Origin of the sequence: Stenotrophomonas sp. CASM114, assembly GCF_049384325.1 — a bacterium.
Classification (GTDB): Bacteria; Pseudomonadota; Gammaproteobacteria; order Xanthomonadales; family Xanthomonadaceae; genus Stenotrophomonas; species Stenotrophomonas muris.
In genome coordinates, this window is record NZ_JBMRGJ010000002.1 from 384,056 (window position 1) to 400,300 (window position 16,245).

Consider the following 16,245-nt stretch of genomic DNA (forward strand, 5'->3'; position numbering starts at 1 on the left):
GCGGGAGCGGAGGGCTCTGACCCCGATGTGGGATCTGTGACGTTCCTGCACGGCCTTGGGATCGGCGATCATCTGCAGGGAGTGTCGAAACCAGGAAACACGCAATGCAGGGAACGCAGCATTCAATCCAGCGCCCGCGCCACGTCGCGCTGCTGGTCGGTCTGCTCGCGCTGGCGGCCTGCCAGCGCACACCGGACCCACCGACCGACGCACCCGCAGCGGGCACACCGCCTGCCGCCCCGGCCACCGCAACAGATCTCTCTCCGCTGCTCGACGCCTTGCCGACCTGCGCGCTGGACGGCTGGTACATCGATCAGCAGACCGGGCGCCCGGCCCATCCCTGGTTGGCGGCGAACGCGCCGAAGCCCTGCAAGGAAGACGTGGAGAACGAGATCGCCACGTTCTGCGTGCAGGGGCAGTGGAAGGGGCTGCCGGTGGAAGAGGTGATCCTGCCGACGATGACATTCGTTTCGTTCCGTGGGGCCAGGATCGGCCTGCCGCTGGAGAAGGCACGTCCCATCGTCCGCCAGCGTTTCGGCCAGGACTTCCCGGGTGGTGCGGCTTACGAGGCGGGCCGCGAGCCGAAGCTGATGGCCGATCCCGAAGATGCGCAGGGTTCGTGGCTGCTGTGCAGCACCCCGGAACTGGGCCACGACGTGGACAGCGAGGGAAGCATCAGCTATTCCGGCATGAACCTGCCCTACGACCACGACGGTTGCAGTTACCGCTACAGCCCGGTCGACTTCTGCGATGCGCGGCACCGCGCAGCCATCGAAGATGCCCTCCAGCATCAGAAACCCAATTTCAACCGGCACTACCTGCTGGTACAGGTCGATGATCGTCCGGAGTATTTCCAGCGCACGCTGGTGCTGGTCGATACCCGCACGGGCAGGGCGACGCCACTGCCGTTCGATGCCTTCACCGGGCCGGCGGGAAAGGGCGGTGATGCTACCGGCTACGGGACACTGGAGACGGGCGTGGACCGGCAGCATTTCTGCCTCGATGGCGCGTTGCTGGTCTACCGCGTGTTCGAGGAAGGGCGCTTCTGCTTCGGTTTTGACGGTGAGCGCTTCACCGGCCATGAAACCCAGTACATGCAGGCAGCGGATGGCCGATGACCGGTATTTCACCCGGGCCATGACATCCTGCCCCGAACCTGTGCAACCGGGACCGAGGCTGTTGAAGGCGAACACGCAATGACCGCGGCGCGGCAGCGCTCGATGTGGGTAGCGGGCCTGTCCACGGTAGTGGAGTGGTACGACTTCACCCTGTACCTGTATTTCGCCACGGTGCTGTCGCGGGTGTTCTTCGGCGGCGGCGAACAGGCGCTGCTGGTCACGCTGGCAGGCTTCGCGGTGTCCTACCTGATGCGCCCGCTGGGCGCGCTGTGCTTCGGCCACCTGGGCGACCGCCTGGGCCGGCGCTGGATGCTGCTGGCTTCGATGGCGTTGATGGCGGCGGCGATGCTGGCCACTGCGTTGCTGCCGACCGCGGCCACCGCAGGTACCACGGCGGGCGTGCTACTGCTGGTATTGCGCTGCGTGATGGCGTTTTCGGTGGGCGGTGAGTACACCGGCGTGGTGGCATATCTGCTGGAAAGCGCACCGGCGCGGCGGCGTGGCCTGGTGACCTCGCTGGCCTCGGCCGCCAGTGAAGTAGGCGCACTGCTGGCGGTAGCGATCTCGGCGGTCACCGTGGCGCTGCTCGCGCCCGCGCAGCTGGACAGCTGGGGCTGGCGTATTCCGTTCTTCGTCGGCGCTGCGCTGGCACTGGTGATCCTGGTCGCGCGCTCGGGCATGCACGAATCGCCTGAGTTCGAACGCCAGCGCCGCGAAGGCAGCATTCCTGCCACGCCGCTGCGGCATGTGCTGCAGCACCACCCGCTGGCGGTGGCGCGCACCTTCGCGATCTCGGCCTTGGGATCGATCACCTACTACGTGGGCATCACCTATGTGCCTGCGTTCCTGCACGCAGGGGGCCACGATGAGGGCGATGCACTGTGGCTTTCGACAATTGCGGCGGTGGCAGTGATTGCGATCACGCCGCTGTGTGGCGCATTGTCCGACCGCGTCGGGCGGCGGCCGATGCTGCTGGGCCTGACCCTGCTGGCAGCGCTGTTGCCGCTGTCCCTGTTCGCCTGGATGGCACAGGCGCCGCCGTTGGGCATTGCGCTGGCGGCGGTGCTGCTGGCCTGCGTGGCCGGCGGCGTGAGCGCGGTCGCGGCCCCGGCCACGGCCGAGCAGTTCCCCGGCGAAGGGCGGGTGAGTGGGCTGGCACTGGGGGTGACCATGGCCACGGCCTTCTTCGGCGGGGCAACGCCATGGCTGGCGCAATGGTGGGTGGAGCGCAGCGGCTGGGCAGCAGCGCCAGGCGCGATGATCGCGCTGGTGGCGGTGCTGGTGCTGCCGGTGCTGTGGACCCTGCCCGAGACGGTCCCGGGCAGGGCCAGGCGCTAGCGGGTCAGACCTTGAGGGTCTGCTCGATGTCGGCCAGTACCGCGGCCGCATCCACGCCGATGGCGATCGACTGCACCACGTGGCCGTCCCACACGCTGGGGCCGAACGCCAGGCCTTCCGGCTTGGGAATGGTCATGCCGCGGGCGACGCCGTCGGTGGCCACGCGCACGCTGGCGCGCTCGAACTGGAACAGCTCCGGTCGGGTCAGCGCGATGCAGGCGCAGCAGTCGTGCACGACCATGCCCTTGTGGCCGGCCTGCAGGTAGAAATCCACGTAATCCTGCGACAGCGCACGCACCAGTTCGGCATCGGCACCGCCGATGGCGGCCAGCTTGTCCAGACCGTCACGGTCCATTTCCACGCGGGTGGTCACGTCCAGGCCGATGGCGGTCACCGGCCAGCTGGCAGTGAACACCACGTCGGCCGCTTCGGCATCGCCCCAGATGTTGGCCTCGGCGGCCGGGGTGATGTTGCCGTTGACGTGGAACGCGCCGCCCATGATCACCACGCCGCGCACCAGGCCGGCGATGTCCGGGGCCTGCTGCAGGGCCAGCGCGAGGTTGGTCATGCGGCCGACCGCGACCAGGGTCACTTCGCCCGGATGGGCGCGGACCAGGTCGATGATCAGCTGGTGAGCGGGGCGCGCGTCGGCGGCCACGTCCAGTTCGGTCGGCACCGGGTGGTTGCCCAGGCCGTTGTGGCCGTGGATGTGCACCGGCCAGGCTTCCGGGGTGGCTTCCGGCTGCAGCGGGCCACCGGCACCGCGCGCGACCGGGGCGGCGAAGCCCCAGGCCTGCTTCAGGTACAGCGCGTTGTGCGTGGTCGACTCCACCGAGGCATTGCCGAAGGTAGTGGTGACGCCGATCAGGTCAATCTGGGTGTGCTTGTGCAGGTACAGCAGGGCCAGGGCGTCGTCGACGCCCGGGTCGGTATCGAAAATGACTTTCAGCATGTTGTTGTTCTTCTTCTTCCGTGTGGTGCGAGGGGCGCCGGCGGCCACGGGGCAGGCCAGCGCGCCCTGCATTGTCCCATCTTCATGACGGGCAGGGCCATTGCCGGGCTGGCAGGCCCATAATGCCCTCAAGTCCAGGCATGGAGCCGCCGAATGTTGATCGTTGCCCTTCTGCTGGTCCTGCTGGTGCTGGGCCTGAACGTGGCGGCTACCGTGGTGATCGTCAGGCGTGATGGCCTGTCGGCGGGTGGCCGCGCGGTGCAGCTGCTGCTGGTCTGGCTGCTGCCGCTGGTCGGCGCCATCCTGTGCCTGGCAGTGGCCACGGCCGATGGCTCGGGCAGCCGGGGGGATGGCGGCGCAAGCCATGACACCTCCGTTGGCTATTCCGGTGACAGCCACAGCCATCACAGCCACAGCAGCTCCGACTGCAGCAGTGATGGTGGTGGGGGGGACGGCGGCAGCTGCGGCGATTGAGGTCCCTGTAGCGTCGAGCCATGCTCGACTGCCCTTCGTTCCAAAGCCGCGACGCCTGATCGAAAAGCAGTCGAGCATGGCTCGACGCTACAAGGTGCCGGGCATAGCCCGGCAACCCCGCCTGCCTCAGAATTTCCAGCGCAGGCTGGCAGACACGAAGCGCGGCTCGCCGAAGTTGTTGTAGTCCAGGTTGGCCCAGTAGGTCTTGTCCAGCGCGTTGCGCACGCTCAGCGTCGCGGTCCAGTTGTCGCTGATGCGGTAGTTGGCGTTGAACTGCACCAGCGAATACGCCGGCTGGTTCACCGTCACCGTGCCGCCGAGCGGGTAGGCGATGTTGTAGCCCTGCACCCGGCTCTGCCACTGCAGGCCACCGCCGATGCTCAGTCGCTCCAGTGCGCCACGCAGCTGCAACTGGGTGTTGAACTGCAGCAGGTCCTTGGGCGGATTGGCGTACAGCAGGTCGGTGGCGGCGCGGGTCACCTTGACGCGGGTGTAGCCGGCATTGACCGTCCAGCCCGGCAGGATCTCGCCGTTGACGTCCATCTCCCAACCGCGCGCCTTGGTGCCGTTGATGCCGATATAGGCCGAGCTGCCGTCGCTCAGCGTACCTTCCGGCACGCTCATGTCACGCACCGCGTAGTTGTCCTGCTTGGCCTCGAACACCGCCGCATTGGCGGTCAGGCGGCCATCGAACCACTGCGTCTTGATGCCCGCTTCCAGGTTCGAGCCCTGCACCGGTGCCAGCAGGTTCTCGTTGCGGTCCTTGTAGTTTTGCGGATTGAAGATCTCGGTGTAGCTGGCATAGGCCGACACGTTCGGGGTGATCTCGTAGACCAGGCCCACGTACGGAGTGACCTCATCGCTCACCTTGTATGCACCGCTGGTGCCGGTATAGGCGCCGGCAGCGTTGTACGAGCGGCTGAGCGTTTCCCAGCGGCTCAGGCGCGCACCGGCAATCAGCGACAGCGGCTCGGCCAGGCGCAGGCGGGTGGCCAGGTAGACGCCGCTCTGCGTGGTCTTGGCCACGCGGCGTGCGCCGGTGCGGGTGTAGGTCACTTCGGAGATGTCGCCGTTCCAGTTGAACACGTTGGGGATGTAGTAGCAGCGCTCACGCCCGCAGGTCGCCCAGTCGCCCGGGAAGTTCAGCGCCACGGTATTGGTGGTGCCTTCCAGGTCCGACCACTGCGCGCCGACGGTGAGGTCGTGGTCGCGGCCGAACAGCGGGAAGCTGCCGGTCAGGTAGGCATCGACATTGCGGCGGGTGTCCTTCGAATCACCGGCGGCCGCGCGCAGGTAGATGCCCGCGCCGGTCACCGGGTCCGGGTTGCCGGTGCCGTACAGGCGCACGTTCTGCACGTTGCCGCGGGTGTAGGCGGTGTTGATCTTCAGCAGCCAGTGGTCGCCGAAACGCTGTTCCAGGTTGGCGAAGGCGGTATTGCTTTCGCGCTTCCAGTAGCTCCACTTCGGCGACAGGTTGGTCGAGCGCGCCAGATGGGCGAAGTTGCCCTGGTTGTCGAAGAACGCCACGGTGCCCCAGGTCGAACCGGTCGGGTTGTTGTCCTGGGTCTGGTAGCCGACGGTGACCGTGGTGCTGTCGGTGACATCGCCTTCCAGCACCGCCATGCCGGCCATCTTGTTTTCCTTGTAGCGGTCGTAATACAGGCCACGATCGGTGTAGGCGGCGACCACGCGGCTGCGGAAGCGGCCGTCGGCGGTCAGCGGCGCGGTTACGTCGGCTTCCATGCGGCGGTAGTCCCAGCTGCCGGCGCTGACCGCGAACGACGCGTCGAATTCCTTGCCGGGGCGCTTGCGCAGCAGGTTGACCGTGGCCGACGGCACGCCGGCGCCGCTGAGCAGGCCGTTGGCACCGCGGATCACTTCGATGCGGTCGTAGAAGGCGGTGTCGTACTCCTGGTTGGTCGAGCCGCTGTAGGTGGGAATGCCGTCGACCTGGAAGTCGGTGATGGCGAAGCCGCGCGCGTAGTACAGCGGGCGTTGCGTGTCATAGAAGGACACGCTGACCCCGGTCACGTTGCGCATCACATCGTTGATGCTGAACAGCGATTCGTCCTGCAGGCGCTGCAGGCTGATCGCGGTGGCCGACTGCGGGGTTTCCTGCAGGGTGATCGGCAGGCGGGTGGTACTGGCCGGCGGCGCCGACTGTTCGGCACGCACGCTCACCCGGTCCAGGGTCTTGGCGTCGGCTGCGCCATCAGTGGCGGCGAACGCGCTGGGCGTGGCCAGCAGGGTCAACGACGAAAGCAGGGCGGCCGGCAGCAGCGCGCGGCGGGGCAGGCGGTTATCGAAGGTCAGGCACATGGTGGGCTCGAAGCGTGGAGGCGGGGAGGGGCGGCAACAGTCGTCCAGCACCCGGGGCGGCGGCTTCGGGCACGGTCAGGTCCGTCTGGGGGCGAGGCGCGGTCACTGCGCAGGACGCAAATGTAAATAATTCTTAACAACATTACAATTCGCGTCATTGTGCGCAGGGTTCCCGGCACGGGGCATCGCTTTCTGTAGAGCCGAGCCATGCTCGGCTGCTTTTTGCCGGAGCCGAGCATGGGCTCGGCTCTACAGGCGGTAGCCTGCCCAAACGCAAACGGCCACCCGAAGGTGGCCGTCCGTCTGCATCGAAAGGAACCTGCGGGCTTACAGCGCCTGCAGCTCCTCGTTGGCGTTGCGCTTTTCCTTGGCCGGCGCCGGAACCGCGGCCGGAGCGGGCGATGCCGCGTTCGCGTCCACCGGCACCTCCAGGTAGGGCAGCTGCAGGGTCTGGCTGGTCAGCGTGCGGATCTCGTTGACCAGCGCGGCGCTGTCGTTGAGCTTGCGCCCGTACGACGGCACGATCTCGCGCAGGCGGGTTTCCCAGCCGGCCTTCATCTGCTCCGGGAAGGCCTTGGCCATCAGGTCAAGCATGATCGGCGGCGAGGTCGACGCGCCCGGCGACGCGCCGAGCAGGGCGGCGAGGGTGTGGTCCTTGTCGGTCACGATCTCGGTACCGAACTGCAGCACCGGGCCCTTCAGCGGATCGCGCTTGATGATCTGCACGCGCTGGCCGGCGGTGACCAGCTTCCAGTCACCCGGCTTGGCATTGGGGAAGTACTTGACCAGTTCGGCCTGGCGGTCGGCATCGTTCAGGCGCGCCTGTCCCATCAGGTACTGCACCAGGTCCAGGTTGTCCTTGCCCACTTCCAGCATCGGGCCAACGTTGTTGTGGGTGACCGAGGAATACAGGTCCCACCACGAGCCGTGCTTGAGGAACTTGGTGCTGTACAGCGCGAACGGCCCGAACAGGACCACCGGCTTGCCGTCCAGCTTGCGCGCATCCAGGTGCGGCACCGACATCGGCGGCGAGCCGGTCTCGGCCATGCCGTAAGCCTTCACCCCATGGCGCGAGGTCACGTCCTGGCCCTGGAAGGCGAGGAACTGGCCGCCGACCGGGAAGCCGGCGTAGTCCTTCGATTCCGGAATGCCCGACATCTGCAGCAGCTTCAGTGCGGCGCCACCGGCACCGATGAACACGAAGCGGGCGTGGGTGGTGGATTCGGTGCCGGCCTTGAGGTCCTTCACCGTCACGTTCCAGCTCTTGTCGGCGTTCTGCCGCAGCGCGCTCACTTCATGGTTCAGGTGCAGGCTGAAGTTCGGGCTGCGCTGCAGGCCGGCGGTCAGCTGGCGGGTGATCACGCCGAAGTTGACGTCGGTGCCCAGCGGCATCCAGGTTGCGGCAACCTTCTGCTTCGGGTCACGGCCTTCCATCAGCAGCGGGGCCCACTGCTTGATCTGGGCCGGATCCTCGGAGTACTGCATGCCGTAGAACAGCGGATTCTTGACCAGGGCCTGCTGGCGCTTGTGCAGGTAGGCGATGTTGTCATCGCCCCAGACGAAGCTCATGTGCGGGGTCGGGTTGATGAAGTCGCTGGGCTGGCTCAACCGGCCCTCCTTCACCTGGTGCGACCAGAACTGGCGCGAGACCTCGAACGATTCGGCGATGCCGACCGCGCGCTTGGTCTCGATGCTGCCGTCGGGCAGTTCCGGGGTGTAGTTCAGTTCGGCGAACGCCGAGTGGCCGGTGCCGGCGTTGTTCCAGCCATCGGAGCTTTCACCGGCGACGCCGTCGAGGCGTTCGTAGACCTGGATGTTCCAGTCCGGCTGCAGTTCCTGCAGGTAGGTGGCCAGGGTGATGCTCATGATGCCGGCGCCGACCAGCACAACATCGACGGGCTTGTCGTTGCTGGCGGCGGGCACCGAGCGCTGGGTCAGCGGCCAGTACAGGAACAGCGCGGCGGCCAGCAACAGCAGCACGAGCAGGGCGAGAAGAGCCTTGCCAAATTTCTTCATGGGGGCGGGATCGTTGGCGGAGGGGAAGGGGTCAGGATGCGCGTGGGGCAGGGAAAGGGCGTGAAGAAACAACGCCTTGCATCATCCACCGGTGATTCTAACCGGATCCGGTCCTTTTTTGATGCAACGCAGCATCCGACGTTTCGCGGCGCTGTCACTCGGGCGGCAGGCGATGCCCGGCGACGGTGGGATCAGGCCAGCTCAAGGATCTCGTCGCCAGCCTCATCGACCCCGCCGGTCGGGCGCCAGCCCAGGCGGCGGTAGAAGCCGTGCGAGCGCGAACGCGGGTCGGCCGAGCAGGCCAGGAACAGCCGCCGGTGGCCGGCATCGCGGGTCAGGCTGACCACTTCCTGCAGCAGCTGGCGGCCGATGCCGCGGCCCTCGTAGTCCGGCAGCAGGGCCAGCACCAGCACCTCGCCGCTGTCGCGGTCGGCGAAGCAATAGCCGGCCATGCGCTCGCCCTCCCAGGCGACGCGGCCGATCGAATCGCCCTGGGCGATGCCGGCCGCCCAGCTGTCCACAGTGATGCCCAGCTGGGCCAGCTGCTCGGCGCTGAAGGCGTTCTCGCGGGTGCGCCCACGCAGGTCGATGCAGGCAGCGGCATCCTCGGGGCGGGCGTCGCGCAGGTACACGGGCATGCCGGACATCCTTGTAATGGTCGGCCCGCCAGTATCCGCATCGCGCATGGACCCGGTGTGTAGGCTTGATGGAGATCCGATGGAGCCCCGAAAAAGGGGACGGAGGGGATTAAGTCGCATTTGCCTTGGATGTCGTATTGGCCTTAAGCGACTTAATCCCCTCCGTCCCCTTTTTGCGCTGTGCGTCAGCGCTTGCGCCGGATCAATGCCGAGGATGCATCCAGCACGGCGCGGGTCAGCAGGGCCATGGTCTGCACGTCGCCCTTCCAGTGCTGCCAGTACAGCGGCACGTCTTCCCACGCGCGCTGGCGTACGTAGACCAGGCGGCCGGCGTCCAGGTGCCGCTTGACCAGCGGCAGCGGATTCATGGTCCAGCCCAGTCCGCCGAGGTTGGCCTGCACGAAGGCGCGCGTGGAGGGAATCCACCAGGTCGGTGCAGTGCTGGGCAGGTCGTCGCCGGCCATGCGCCGGGCGAAGCGCGACTGCATGTCGTCCTTGCGGTTGAATACCAGCACCGGTGCCTGCGCCAGTGCCTGCGCGGTCACGCCCTTGGCGAAGTGGCGTTCGCGGAATTCAGGAGTACAGGTCGCTGCATAGCGGATGCTGCCCAGCGCGTGGATCTGGCAGCCCTGCACCGGCTCGTCCAGCGTGGTCACCGCGCCCAGCACCGTGCCCTGGCGCAGCAGTTCGACGGTGTGGTCCTGGTCCTCCACGCGCAGGTCCAGGGTGGTCCCGGTGCCCTGCGCGAACTGCGCCGCGGCCTGCGGGAACCAGGTTTCCAGGCTGTCGTGGTTCACTGCCACCGGGATGCTGGCCTGGGGCAGGTCCTCATCCGCCAGGCCCATCCGGTGCAGCGCATCGTGTTCGAGCAGGGCGGTCTGCTCGGCCAGCTGCACCAGCAACTGGCCCTCGGCAGTGGCGGTGGCCGGGGTGCCACGCTTGACCAGCAGGCGGCCGATCCGGTCCTCCAGTGCCTTGACCCGCTGCGAGATGGCCGAGGGCGTGACATTCAGCGATTGCGCGGCGCGGTCGAAGCTGCCTTCGCGGATCACCGCGGCCAGGGCGCGCAGCTGGGCGTGATCGATGCGCATCGAATTAAGCTCCGCTAATGTTGGTTTAGGAAGTTTAGCTCGTCTTTTCCATGTTGCGGCGCGACAATGGCGCCCGTTCCGGTGCTGTCCGCCTTCGCGAGGCACCGTCCCCCAAGCAATACAAGGCAGTGAATCCCATGTTCTCGGTCATCTCCGCCAGCACCGGCCTCGGTGCCTGGTTCTCTGGTGCAGCCACCGGCATCGGCCTGTTCGCCGTGGTCGGGGCCCAGAGCGCCTTCATTCTGCGCCAGGGCATCCTGCGCAAGCACATCGTGCCGGTGGTCGCCACCTGCGCGGCCATCGATGCCATCTTCATCTTTGCCAGCGTGGCCGGCCTGCGCACGCTCACCTCGGCGCTGCCGTGGCTGACCACCGCCGTGCTGTGGACCGGTGTCGCGTTCCTGGCCTGGTATGCGATGAAGTCGGCACGCCGTGCGATCGCCGGCGGCGGTGGCATGGGCGAGGCCGACAGCGACGACGGCAGCCGCCGCGCGGTGCTGATGGCCGCGGTCGGCTTCTCGCTGATCAACCCGCACTTCTGGCTGGACATGATGGTGATCGGCTCCATCGCCGAGAACTTCGGCAATGCCCGCATGGCCTTCGCTGCGGGCGTGGTCACGGCCAGCTGCCTGTGGCTGACCGCGCAGGGCCTTGGCGCACGCCTGCTGGCGCCGCTGTTCACCAAGCCCAGCACCTGGCGCGTGCTCGACGGCACCATCGCCGTGATCCTCAGCATCCTGGCCCTCATGTTGGCGGTGCGCGGGGTCCACTGACCCGGCGCACGCCCCCCGAACCCACGTCCTGACTCTCTCTCCAAGGTAGTGGCAACGACGGCACCGGCAACGGTGCCGTCGTCTTTTCCGGCTCTGGCGGGAAACCCATTGCCCTGCCTAGAATCGGAGACCAGGACAAGGTGTCCACAGGAGCAGGGAAAGGATGCACAGGACGATTCTGGCGGCCGCACTGGCCGTCATCGGGGGCGTTGCCGCAGGCAGCGCGGGGGCGGTGGAGCTGACGCAGTACCTGCGCCGGGAGACCTTCACCGACATCAAGATCTCGCCGGGGGGCGAGTACGTAGCGGCAACGGTGCCGAGGGAGGACAGCACCGCGATCGCGATCCTGCGCCTGAAGGACAAGGAGGTGGTCGGCAGTTTCTGGCCGCCCAGCCGCAACCACGCGCAGGAATTCGATTGGGTCAGCAACGAGCGCCTGTTGATCGGCCTGGCCCAGAAGTGGGGCTCGCTCGACCAACCCAATCCCACCGGCGAACTCTATGCCATCGACGCCAACGGCAACCGCGGCGAACTGCTGGTCGGCTATCGCGTCGAAAGCAAGGGCCCGGGGACCCGCATCCAGCCGAAGAAGGTCGAAGCAGTGGCCGCCTTCCTGGCCGACGACCTGCCGGGCGACGAGCGCAACGTGCTGGTGACCGTATGGCCGCTGGCCGAGGATCCGTACACCCGCGTAGATCGCATGGATGTGACTACGGGTCGTCGCTCGCGGGTGGCGTCCTCGCCGGTACGGCGCGGCGAGTTCACCACCGACGGCGCCGGCGAAGTGCGCTTCGTGCATGGCTCGGGCAGCGACAACATCAACAAGCTGTACTTCCGCGAACGCAGTGGCGACAGCTGGAAGCTGATCAACGACGAGGCCGTCAGCAAGCGCATCGAAACCGCCCTCGGCTTCTCGGCCGATGACAGCCTGGCCTACCTCAACGTCGAGCAGACCCAGGGCCCGGACGCGATCGTCAGCTGGAACCCGCAGACAGGCGAGCGTGCCACGCTGCTGCGCGACGAGGTGGTCAATCCGTATCGCATCATCCATCGGCCCGGCACCCACGTGCCGGTGGGCGCGCTCTATCTGGGCGACACGCCGCGTACCCGGTTCTTCGACGAGAAGTCGCCGGAGGCGCGCCTGTACCGCAGCCTGGAAGCCGCCTTCGGAGGGCCGGTCTACATCACCTCCAGCACCCGCGATGGCCGTGTCGTGCTGGTGGAAACCTGGTCGGGCTCGAACCCGGGCGATTTCTACGTCTACGACACGGTGGCGCGCAAGGCTGACCACCTGATCAGCCGCAGCGACTGGATTGACGTGGACCGCAGTGCCAGCGTGAAGCCGATTGCACTGAAGGCGCGGGACGGGCTGCCGTTGCATGGCTTCCTGACCCTGCCGGCCGGCAGCAACGGCCGCAACCTGCCGATGGTGGTGATGCCGCATGGCGGTCCGTTCGACATCTTCGATTCCGGCCAGTACGACCGCGAAACCCAGATGCTGGCCGCCGCCGGGTATGCGGTGCTGCAGGTCAACTTCCGTGGGTCGGGCAATTACGGCCGGGCCCACACCCAGGCCGGTGCGCAGCAGTGGGGCGCGGCGATGCAGGACGATGTCACCGATGCCACCCGCTGGGCAATCAGCGAAGGCATCGCCGATGCTCGTCGCATCTGCATCTATGGCGCCAGCTACGGGGCCTACTCGGCGATGATGGGGGCGGCCCGCGAACCCGGGCTGTATCAGTGCGCGGCCGGCTATGTGGGGGTCTACGACCTGCCGATGATGTACACCCGTGGCGATATCCAGGACCGCGGCTCAGGCGTGACCTACCTGCGCGAATGGCTGGGTGATCCGGCCAAGCTGGGCGCGGTGTCGCCGGTGAACCTGGCCGAACGGATCAAGGTGCCGGTGTTCCTCGCGGCCGGTGGCGAAGACAAGCGTGCGCCGATCCAGCATACCGAGCGCATGGAAGCGGCGCTCAAGCGCGCCGGCACGCCGGTGGAAAGCCTGTACTACAAGACCGAAGGCCACGGCTTCTACACCGAGGCGCATCGCAGCGAGTACTACGACAAGCTGCTGGCGTTCCTGGCGCGCAGCCTGGGGGGCAAGACCGCGACGACCGCGCCCGTGGCCGGCAAGGACAAGGCGCCCTGAGCCCAGTGCCTGCGGGGGAGTGGTCCCCCGCAGGCGCTGAGGTGCGATGACCGCACAGATCGTATTTGAAACAAGTTGCATAGCATATGTGCCTGCTGCGTGGGGATCATGCTTGTTTCCCCGATACGGTGTTGCCATGGCCCTCCCTGATCGATGCACACCTGTGCTTGCCCGGTGCGGAACGCTGGCATTCGCCTGTCTCGGCTTGCTGGTCCTGGACGTGCAAGCCGAGGTGGGGGAACGCTACGAGGCCGATGAAGTCGCACGCTCGCTGCTCGCTACCGGCGCGGTCCACGAGGAGGGGTTGCAGCTGCATCGATGGTTGACGGGGGCCGCGGTCGACATGCCCGCGGACGCTGAGCGCGAGGTCAGGATGATGACCCGCGCGATTGCATTGGCAACCGGGCTGACGGACAGCTGGATTGACGCGCTGTACGGTGTGGAAGCAGCGGGGTCCGAAGCGCAGGCAGCGCGGAAACTGCTGGCGGACGCCAACAGCGCTGGCGCTTCGCGCTGCATGGCGCACGGCGTCAAGGAACAGCCGGAGAATGCGCCGCTGCACGGTTATGCGTTGGAGCGCTTCGGGGACACCCCGCTGCCGGCTCATGCAACGGTTGTCGACGTTCAATACCGATGCATCACCTCCTACATTTCGGCTCACAGGGTTCTCGCGTTGGCCGCGATAGACGTGCTCAAGCAGGGGCGCCGCCCGATAGCGGGGCAGTTGCTTGCCGATCTGCAGGCGGGCATGGCGCGTGATCGGCACTGGCCCCGGGCAGACGGTGGTGACATGCAGCTGCTTTCGTTCTGGAAGGGGCGCGCGTGGTCCGGTGATCGGCGGCTGGTCGAGACACTCGCCAGACGGTCGATCTCCATGGACGAAGTGCGGCCCGTGGATGCAGTCGCACAGAAGGCGCTGTTCGCAGACTTCAGCGAACAGGCCCTTGGACAACCGGCCTCGGAGGAGCTGACCACCCAGATCCTGCTATGGATACCGCCCGTTCTGCGCGAGTCACTGCGCAGTGATGTGGAGGCCTATGTTGCCGCGGCAGCGGTCTCGCCCCTGCAATGTCAGCCGGTGCGAGCACAGCTCATCGACGAAGAAGGCCGGCGCGCGCGCATGGAAGTTCGATGCACGGTACCGGCGCTGGATGCCATTGCGGTGCCGGAAATGGCCGCATCCCTTCCAAAAGATGCGCTGGAACAGCACTACCGGCAGGTGTTGGGGGCGTTGCGCACGTCCATCGGCAGCGTCGGAAGTACCACCCTGATCGGCTTCACCACCCTCGGCTGGAGCGCGCATGCCCAGCGTTGGGACTTGCCCGTCGGCGCGCACGCGGCTTTGCAGGCGCGCACGCTGCTGCCGACGCCGGTGGTCGACGAGTGGGGCAAGCCGTCCAACATCAGCCGCTTCCTGCCGGACGTGTTGCGCGTGCAGAACATCGATCCTTCAGCCCTGGACGAAGATACCCGCGACAAAATCCAGAGCATGCGGCTGCAGATGGCCGACGCCATGCGTGGCGGTTGGCAATGACGTCGGGACTTACTTCACCCCGTGCATCATCTTCTTCAGCAGCGGCGCGGCGATGAAGGCCGCCAACGCGCAACCCAGGCCGATCCACATCAGCAGCCAGAACAGGTGCGCGTAGGCACCGGCGGCAGCCACCATGTCCAGCGATTCGCCTTCCGGCACCTCGATCGCGGCCAGCTTGCCGAACAGCGCGGCCAGCGTTTCCGAGAATGCGGTGGCCAGGAACCAGGTGCCCATCATCAGGCTCATCACCCGCGGCACGGCCAGCTGGGTCACCGCCGACAGGCCGACCGGCGAGAGGCACATCTCGCCGCTGGCCAGCAGGAAGTAGGCCAGCACCAGCCACCACACGCTGGCCATCTCGCCGGTGGCGCCCACCTGCTGTGCGGCCAGCGCCAGCGGCACGAACGACAGCGCGCCGATCACCAGGCCCCAGGCCGACTTCACCGGCTTGCCCGGTTCCCAGCCGCGGCGGTCCATCCACGTCCACAACGCGGCGAAGGCAGGCGCCAGCAGCACCAGGAACAGGCCGCCGAGGTAGGTCAGCGAGCCGGCGGTCTGCGGAATCACCAGGCAGTCGCGCACCAGCAGCACCAGCATCAGTACGACGATGGCGGCGAAGAACGTGCGCGGCGCGGCCGAGCCCGGGCGCCGTTCCGACAGGCGCGCGCTGACCACGAAGCCGAGCGGTGCCAGCAGCAGCGAGAGGATCGACCACGGCAGCGGCGTGCCGCCGGTGATCACCAGCGAGGGCACGATGTCCTTGGTCAGCAGGCGGTCGGTGAAGGTCACCCACGAGCCGTAGGACTGCTCGTACATCGTGAAGAACACCAGCGCCATGAAGATCAGCACCATCAGCGCGATCATCTGCTGGCGCTGCACCGGCGTGCATTTCGTGCCGGTGAACCAGGCGAACCAGACCAGCACGCCGCCCAGCACCACCAGCATCAGCATCAGCGCCAGGCTGATTTCACCGCCCAGCGCGAACGCGCCGTTGCCGGCGGCCCACATCAGCCATGCCACCGGCAGCACGCCGAGCACCGCGCACAGATAGATGAGCCATTCGCGTGGCAGGCCCAGCACCTTCTGCTTCAGCGCCGCCGGTTGCGGCGGTTCGGCATGGCCCTGCAGGTACTTCTGGCCCCACAGGAACATCGCCAGGCCGGCCAGCATGCCGATGCCGGCCGCACCGAAACCGTACTTCCAGCCGTAGGCCTCACCGAGGAAGCCACACACCAGGGACGAGAACAGCGCGCCCAGGTTGATGCCGGCGTAGAACAGCGAAAAGCCCGAGTCGCGACGCGGGTCATCCTTGGCGTACAGCTTGCCGACAATGGTGGAGATGTTCGGCTTCAGGAAGCCGACGCCCATGATGATCAGCGCCAGCGACAGGTAGGTCACCGCCAGCGCCGAGGTGTCGCGCACCACTTCGCCGTTCACCCGGTACGCGGCGTGGCCCTCGAAGGCCATGCCGAGGTGGCCGAGTACCAGCAGGATGCCGCCGAACAGCACTGCCCGGCGCATGCCCAGCCAGCGGTCGGCCAGCATGCCGCCGAACACCGGGATGCAGTACACCAGGCCACCGTAGGCACCGAGCAGGTCCAGGCCGGCCTTGTCGCCGAACAGGTGGTATTTGGTCAGGTACAGCAGCAACAGCGCCTTCATGCCGTAGAAGGAGAAGCGCTCCCACATTTCAGTGAAGAAGCAGACGTAGACGCCCTTGGGGTGGCCCAGGAAGTCGTCGGAAGCAGAGGCGGCAACGGTCATCGACGGCGGGGACAGCGGAAAGGGCGCGATTATAGGCCTCTGGGCCTGGGCAGGCAGCCTCCGGTGGATCCACGCC

Annotated in this window: 12 protein-coding genes; 6 read left to right on the plus strand and 6 right to left on the minus strand. The window is 67.1% G+C overall.

Annotated features, from left to right (window positions below; genetic code table 11):
- Positions 1-104 precede the first annotated feature (104 nt).
- Entirely contained in the window at positions 105-1,118 is a 1,014-nt protein-coding gene (locus VG566_RS04390; protein ID WP_241884118.1) for a hypothetical protein, read from the plus strand.
- A gap of 78 nt (positions 1,119-1,196) precedes the next feature.
- Positions 1,197-2,456, plus strand: a complete 1,260-nt coding sequence (locus tag VG566_RS04395; RefSeq protein WP_241884119.1) for an MFS transporter — start codon at positions 1,197-1,199, stop codon at positions 2,454-2,456.
- A gap of 4 nt (positions 2,457-2,460) precedes the next feature.
- On the opposite strand, the gene VG566_RS04400 is transcribed toward VG566_RS04395, so the two are convergent.
- A complete protein-coding gene (locus VG566_RS04400) occupies positions 2,461-3,408 on the minus strand; it encodes a nucleoside hydrolase (protein WP_241884120.1) in 948 nt (315 codons plus the stop codon).
- 153 nt (positions 3,409-3,561) lie between these two features.
- Between VG566_RS04400 and VG566_RS04405 the strand changes: the two genes are divergently transcribed.
- A complete protein-coding gene (locus VG566_RS04405; RefSeq protein ID WP_164165380.1) occupies positions 3,562-3,882 on the plus strand; it encodes a hypothetical protein in 321 nt (106 codons plus the stop codon).
- Between the two features lie 126 nt (positions 3,883-4,008).
- Here VG566_RS04405 and VG566_RS04410 read toward each other — a convergent pair whose 3' ends face one another.
- The 4 genes from VG566_RS04410 to VG566_RS04425 all read right to left on the minus strand — a co-directional run bounded on the left by VG566_RS04410 (position 4,009) and on the right by VG566_RS04425 (position 9,946).
- Positions 4,009-6,201: a TonB-dependent siderophore receptor gene (locus tag VG566_RS04410; RefSeq protein WP_241884121.1), complete on the minus strand. Its 2,193-nt coding sequence runs from the start codon at positions 6,199-6,201 to the stop codon at positions 4,009-4,011.
- A gap of 327 nt (positions 6,202-6,528) precedes the next feature.
- Complete coding sequence (mqo, locus tag VG566_RS04415; RefSeq protein ID WP_046429482.1) at positions 6,529-8,217, minus strand: malate dehydrogenase (quinone); 1,689 nt, start codon at positions 8,215-8,217, stop codon at positions 6,529-6,531.
- Between the two features lie 191 nt (positions 8,218-8,408).
- Positions 8,409-8,855, minus strand: a complete 447-nt coding sequence (locus tag VG566_RS04420) for a GNAT family N-acetyltransferase (protein ID WP_241884122.1) — start codon at positions 8,853-8,855, stop codon at positions 8,409-8,411.
- A gap of 185 nt (positions 8,856-9,040) precedes the next feature.
- Entirely contained in the window at positions 9,041-9,946 is a 906-nt protein-coding gene (locus tag VG566_RS04425; protein ID WP_134966951.1) for a LysR family transcriptional regulator ArgP, read from the minus strand.
- Positions 9,947-10,083: 137 nt separating this feature from the next.
- Here VG566_RS04425 and VG566_RS04430 point away from each other — a divergent pair, with 137 nt between their 5' ends.
- The 3 genes from VG566_RS04430 to VG566_RS04440 all read left to right on the plus strand — a co-directional run bounded on the left by VG566_RS04430 (position 10,084) and on the right by VG566_RS04440 (position 14,405).
- Positions 10,084-10,719: a LysE/ArgO family amino acid transporter gene (locus VG566_RS04430; protein WP_005415673.1), complete on the plus strand. Its 636-nt coding sequence runs from the start codon at positions 10,084-10,086 to the stop codon at positions 10,717-10,719.
- Positions 10,720-10,882: 163 nt separating this feature from the next.
- Entirely contained in the window at positions 10,883-12,871 is a 1,989-nt protein-coding gene (locus VG566_RS04435; RefSeq protein ID WP_134966952.1) for an alpha/beta hydrolase family protein, read from the plus strand.
- Positions 12,872-13,007: 136 nt separating this feature from the next.
- Complete coding sequence (locus VG566_RS04440; protein ID WP_197562050.1) at positions 13,008-14,405, plus strand: hypothetical protein; 1,398 nt, start codon at positions 13,008-13,010, stop codon at positions 14,403-14,405.
- Positions 14,406-14,414: 9 nt separating this feature from the next.
- Here VG566_RS04440 and VG566_RS04445 read toward each other — a convergent pair whose 3' ends face one another.
- Positions 14,415-16,169: a peptide MFS transporter gene (locus tag VG566_RS04445; protein ID WP_014646346.1), complete on the minus strand. Its 1,755-nt coding sequence runs from the start codon at positions 16,167-16,169 to the stop codon at positions 14,415-14,417.
- Positions 16,170-16,245 lie beyond the last annotated feature (76 nt).

Excerpts from the sequence above, each read along its gene's own strand:
- mqo (WP_046429482.1), bottom strand. The coding sequence starts at position 8,217 with ATGAAGAAATTTGGCAAGGCTCTTCTCGCCCTGCTCGTGCTGCTGTTG.
- VG566_RS04420 (WP_241884122.1), bottom strand. The coding sequence starts at position 8,855 with ATGCCCGTGTACCTGCGCGACGCCCGCCCCGAGGATGCCGCTGCCTGC.
- VG566_RS04390 (WP_241884118.1), top strand. The coding sequence starts at position 105 with ATGCAGGGAACGCAGCATTCAATCCAGCGCCCGCGCCACGTCGCGCTG.
- VG566_RS04430 (WP_005415673.1), top strand. The coding sequence starts at position 10,084 with ATGTTCTCGGTCATCTCCGCCAGCACCGGCCTCGGTGCCTGGTTCTCT.
- VG566_RS04425 (WP_134966951.1), bottom strand. The coding sequence starts at position 9,946 with ATGCGCATCGATCACGCCCAGCTGCGCGCCCTGGCCGCGGTGATCCGC.
- VG566_RS04445 (WP_014646346.1), bottom strand. The coding sequence starts at position 16,169 with ATGACCGTTGCCGCCTCTGCTTCCGACGACTTCCTGGGCCACCCCAAG.
- VG566_RS04435 (WP_134966952.1), top strand. The coding sequence starts at position 10,883 with ATGCACAGGACGATTCTGGCGGCCGCACTGGCCGTCATCGGGGGCGTT.
- VG566_RS04410 (WP_241884121.1), bottom strand. The coding sequence starts at position 6,201 with ATGTGCCTGACCTTCGATAACCGCCTGCCCCGCCGCGCGCTGCTGCCG.
- VG566_RS04405 (WP_164165380.1), top strand. The coding sequence starts at position 3,562 with ATGTTGATCGTTGCCCTTCTGCTGGTCCTGCTGGTGCTGGGCCTGAAC.
- VG566_RS04440 (WP_197562050.1), top strand. The coding sequence starts at position 13,008 with ATGGCCCTCCCTGATCGATGCACACCTGTGCTTGCCCGGTGCGGAACG.
- VG566_RS04400 (WP_241884120.1), bottom strand. The coding sequence starts at position 3,408 with ATGCTGAAAGTCATTTTCGATACCGACCCGGGCGTCGACGACGCCCTG.
- VG566_RS04395 (WP_241884119.1), top strand. The coding sequence starts at position 1,197 with ATGACCGCGGCGCGGCAGCGCTCGATGTGGGTAGCGGGCCTGTCCACG.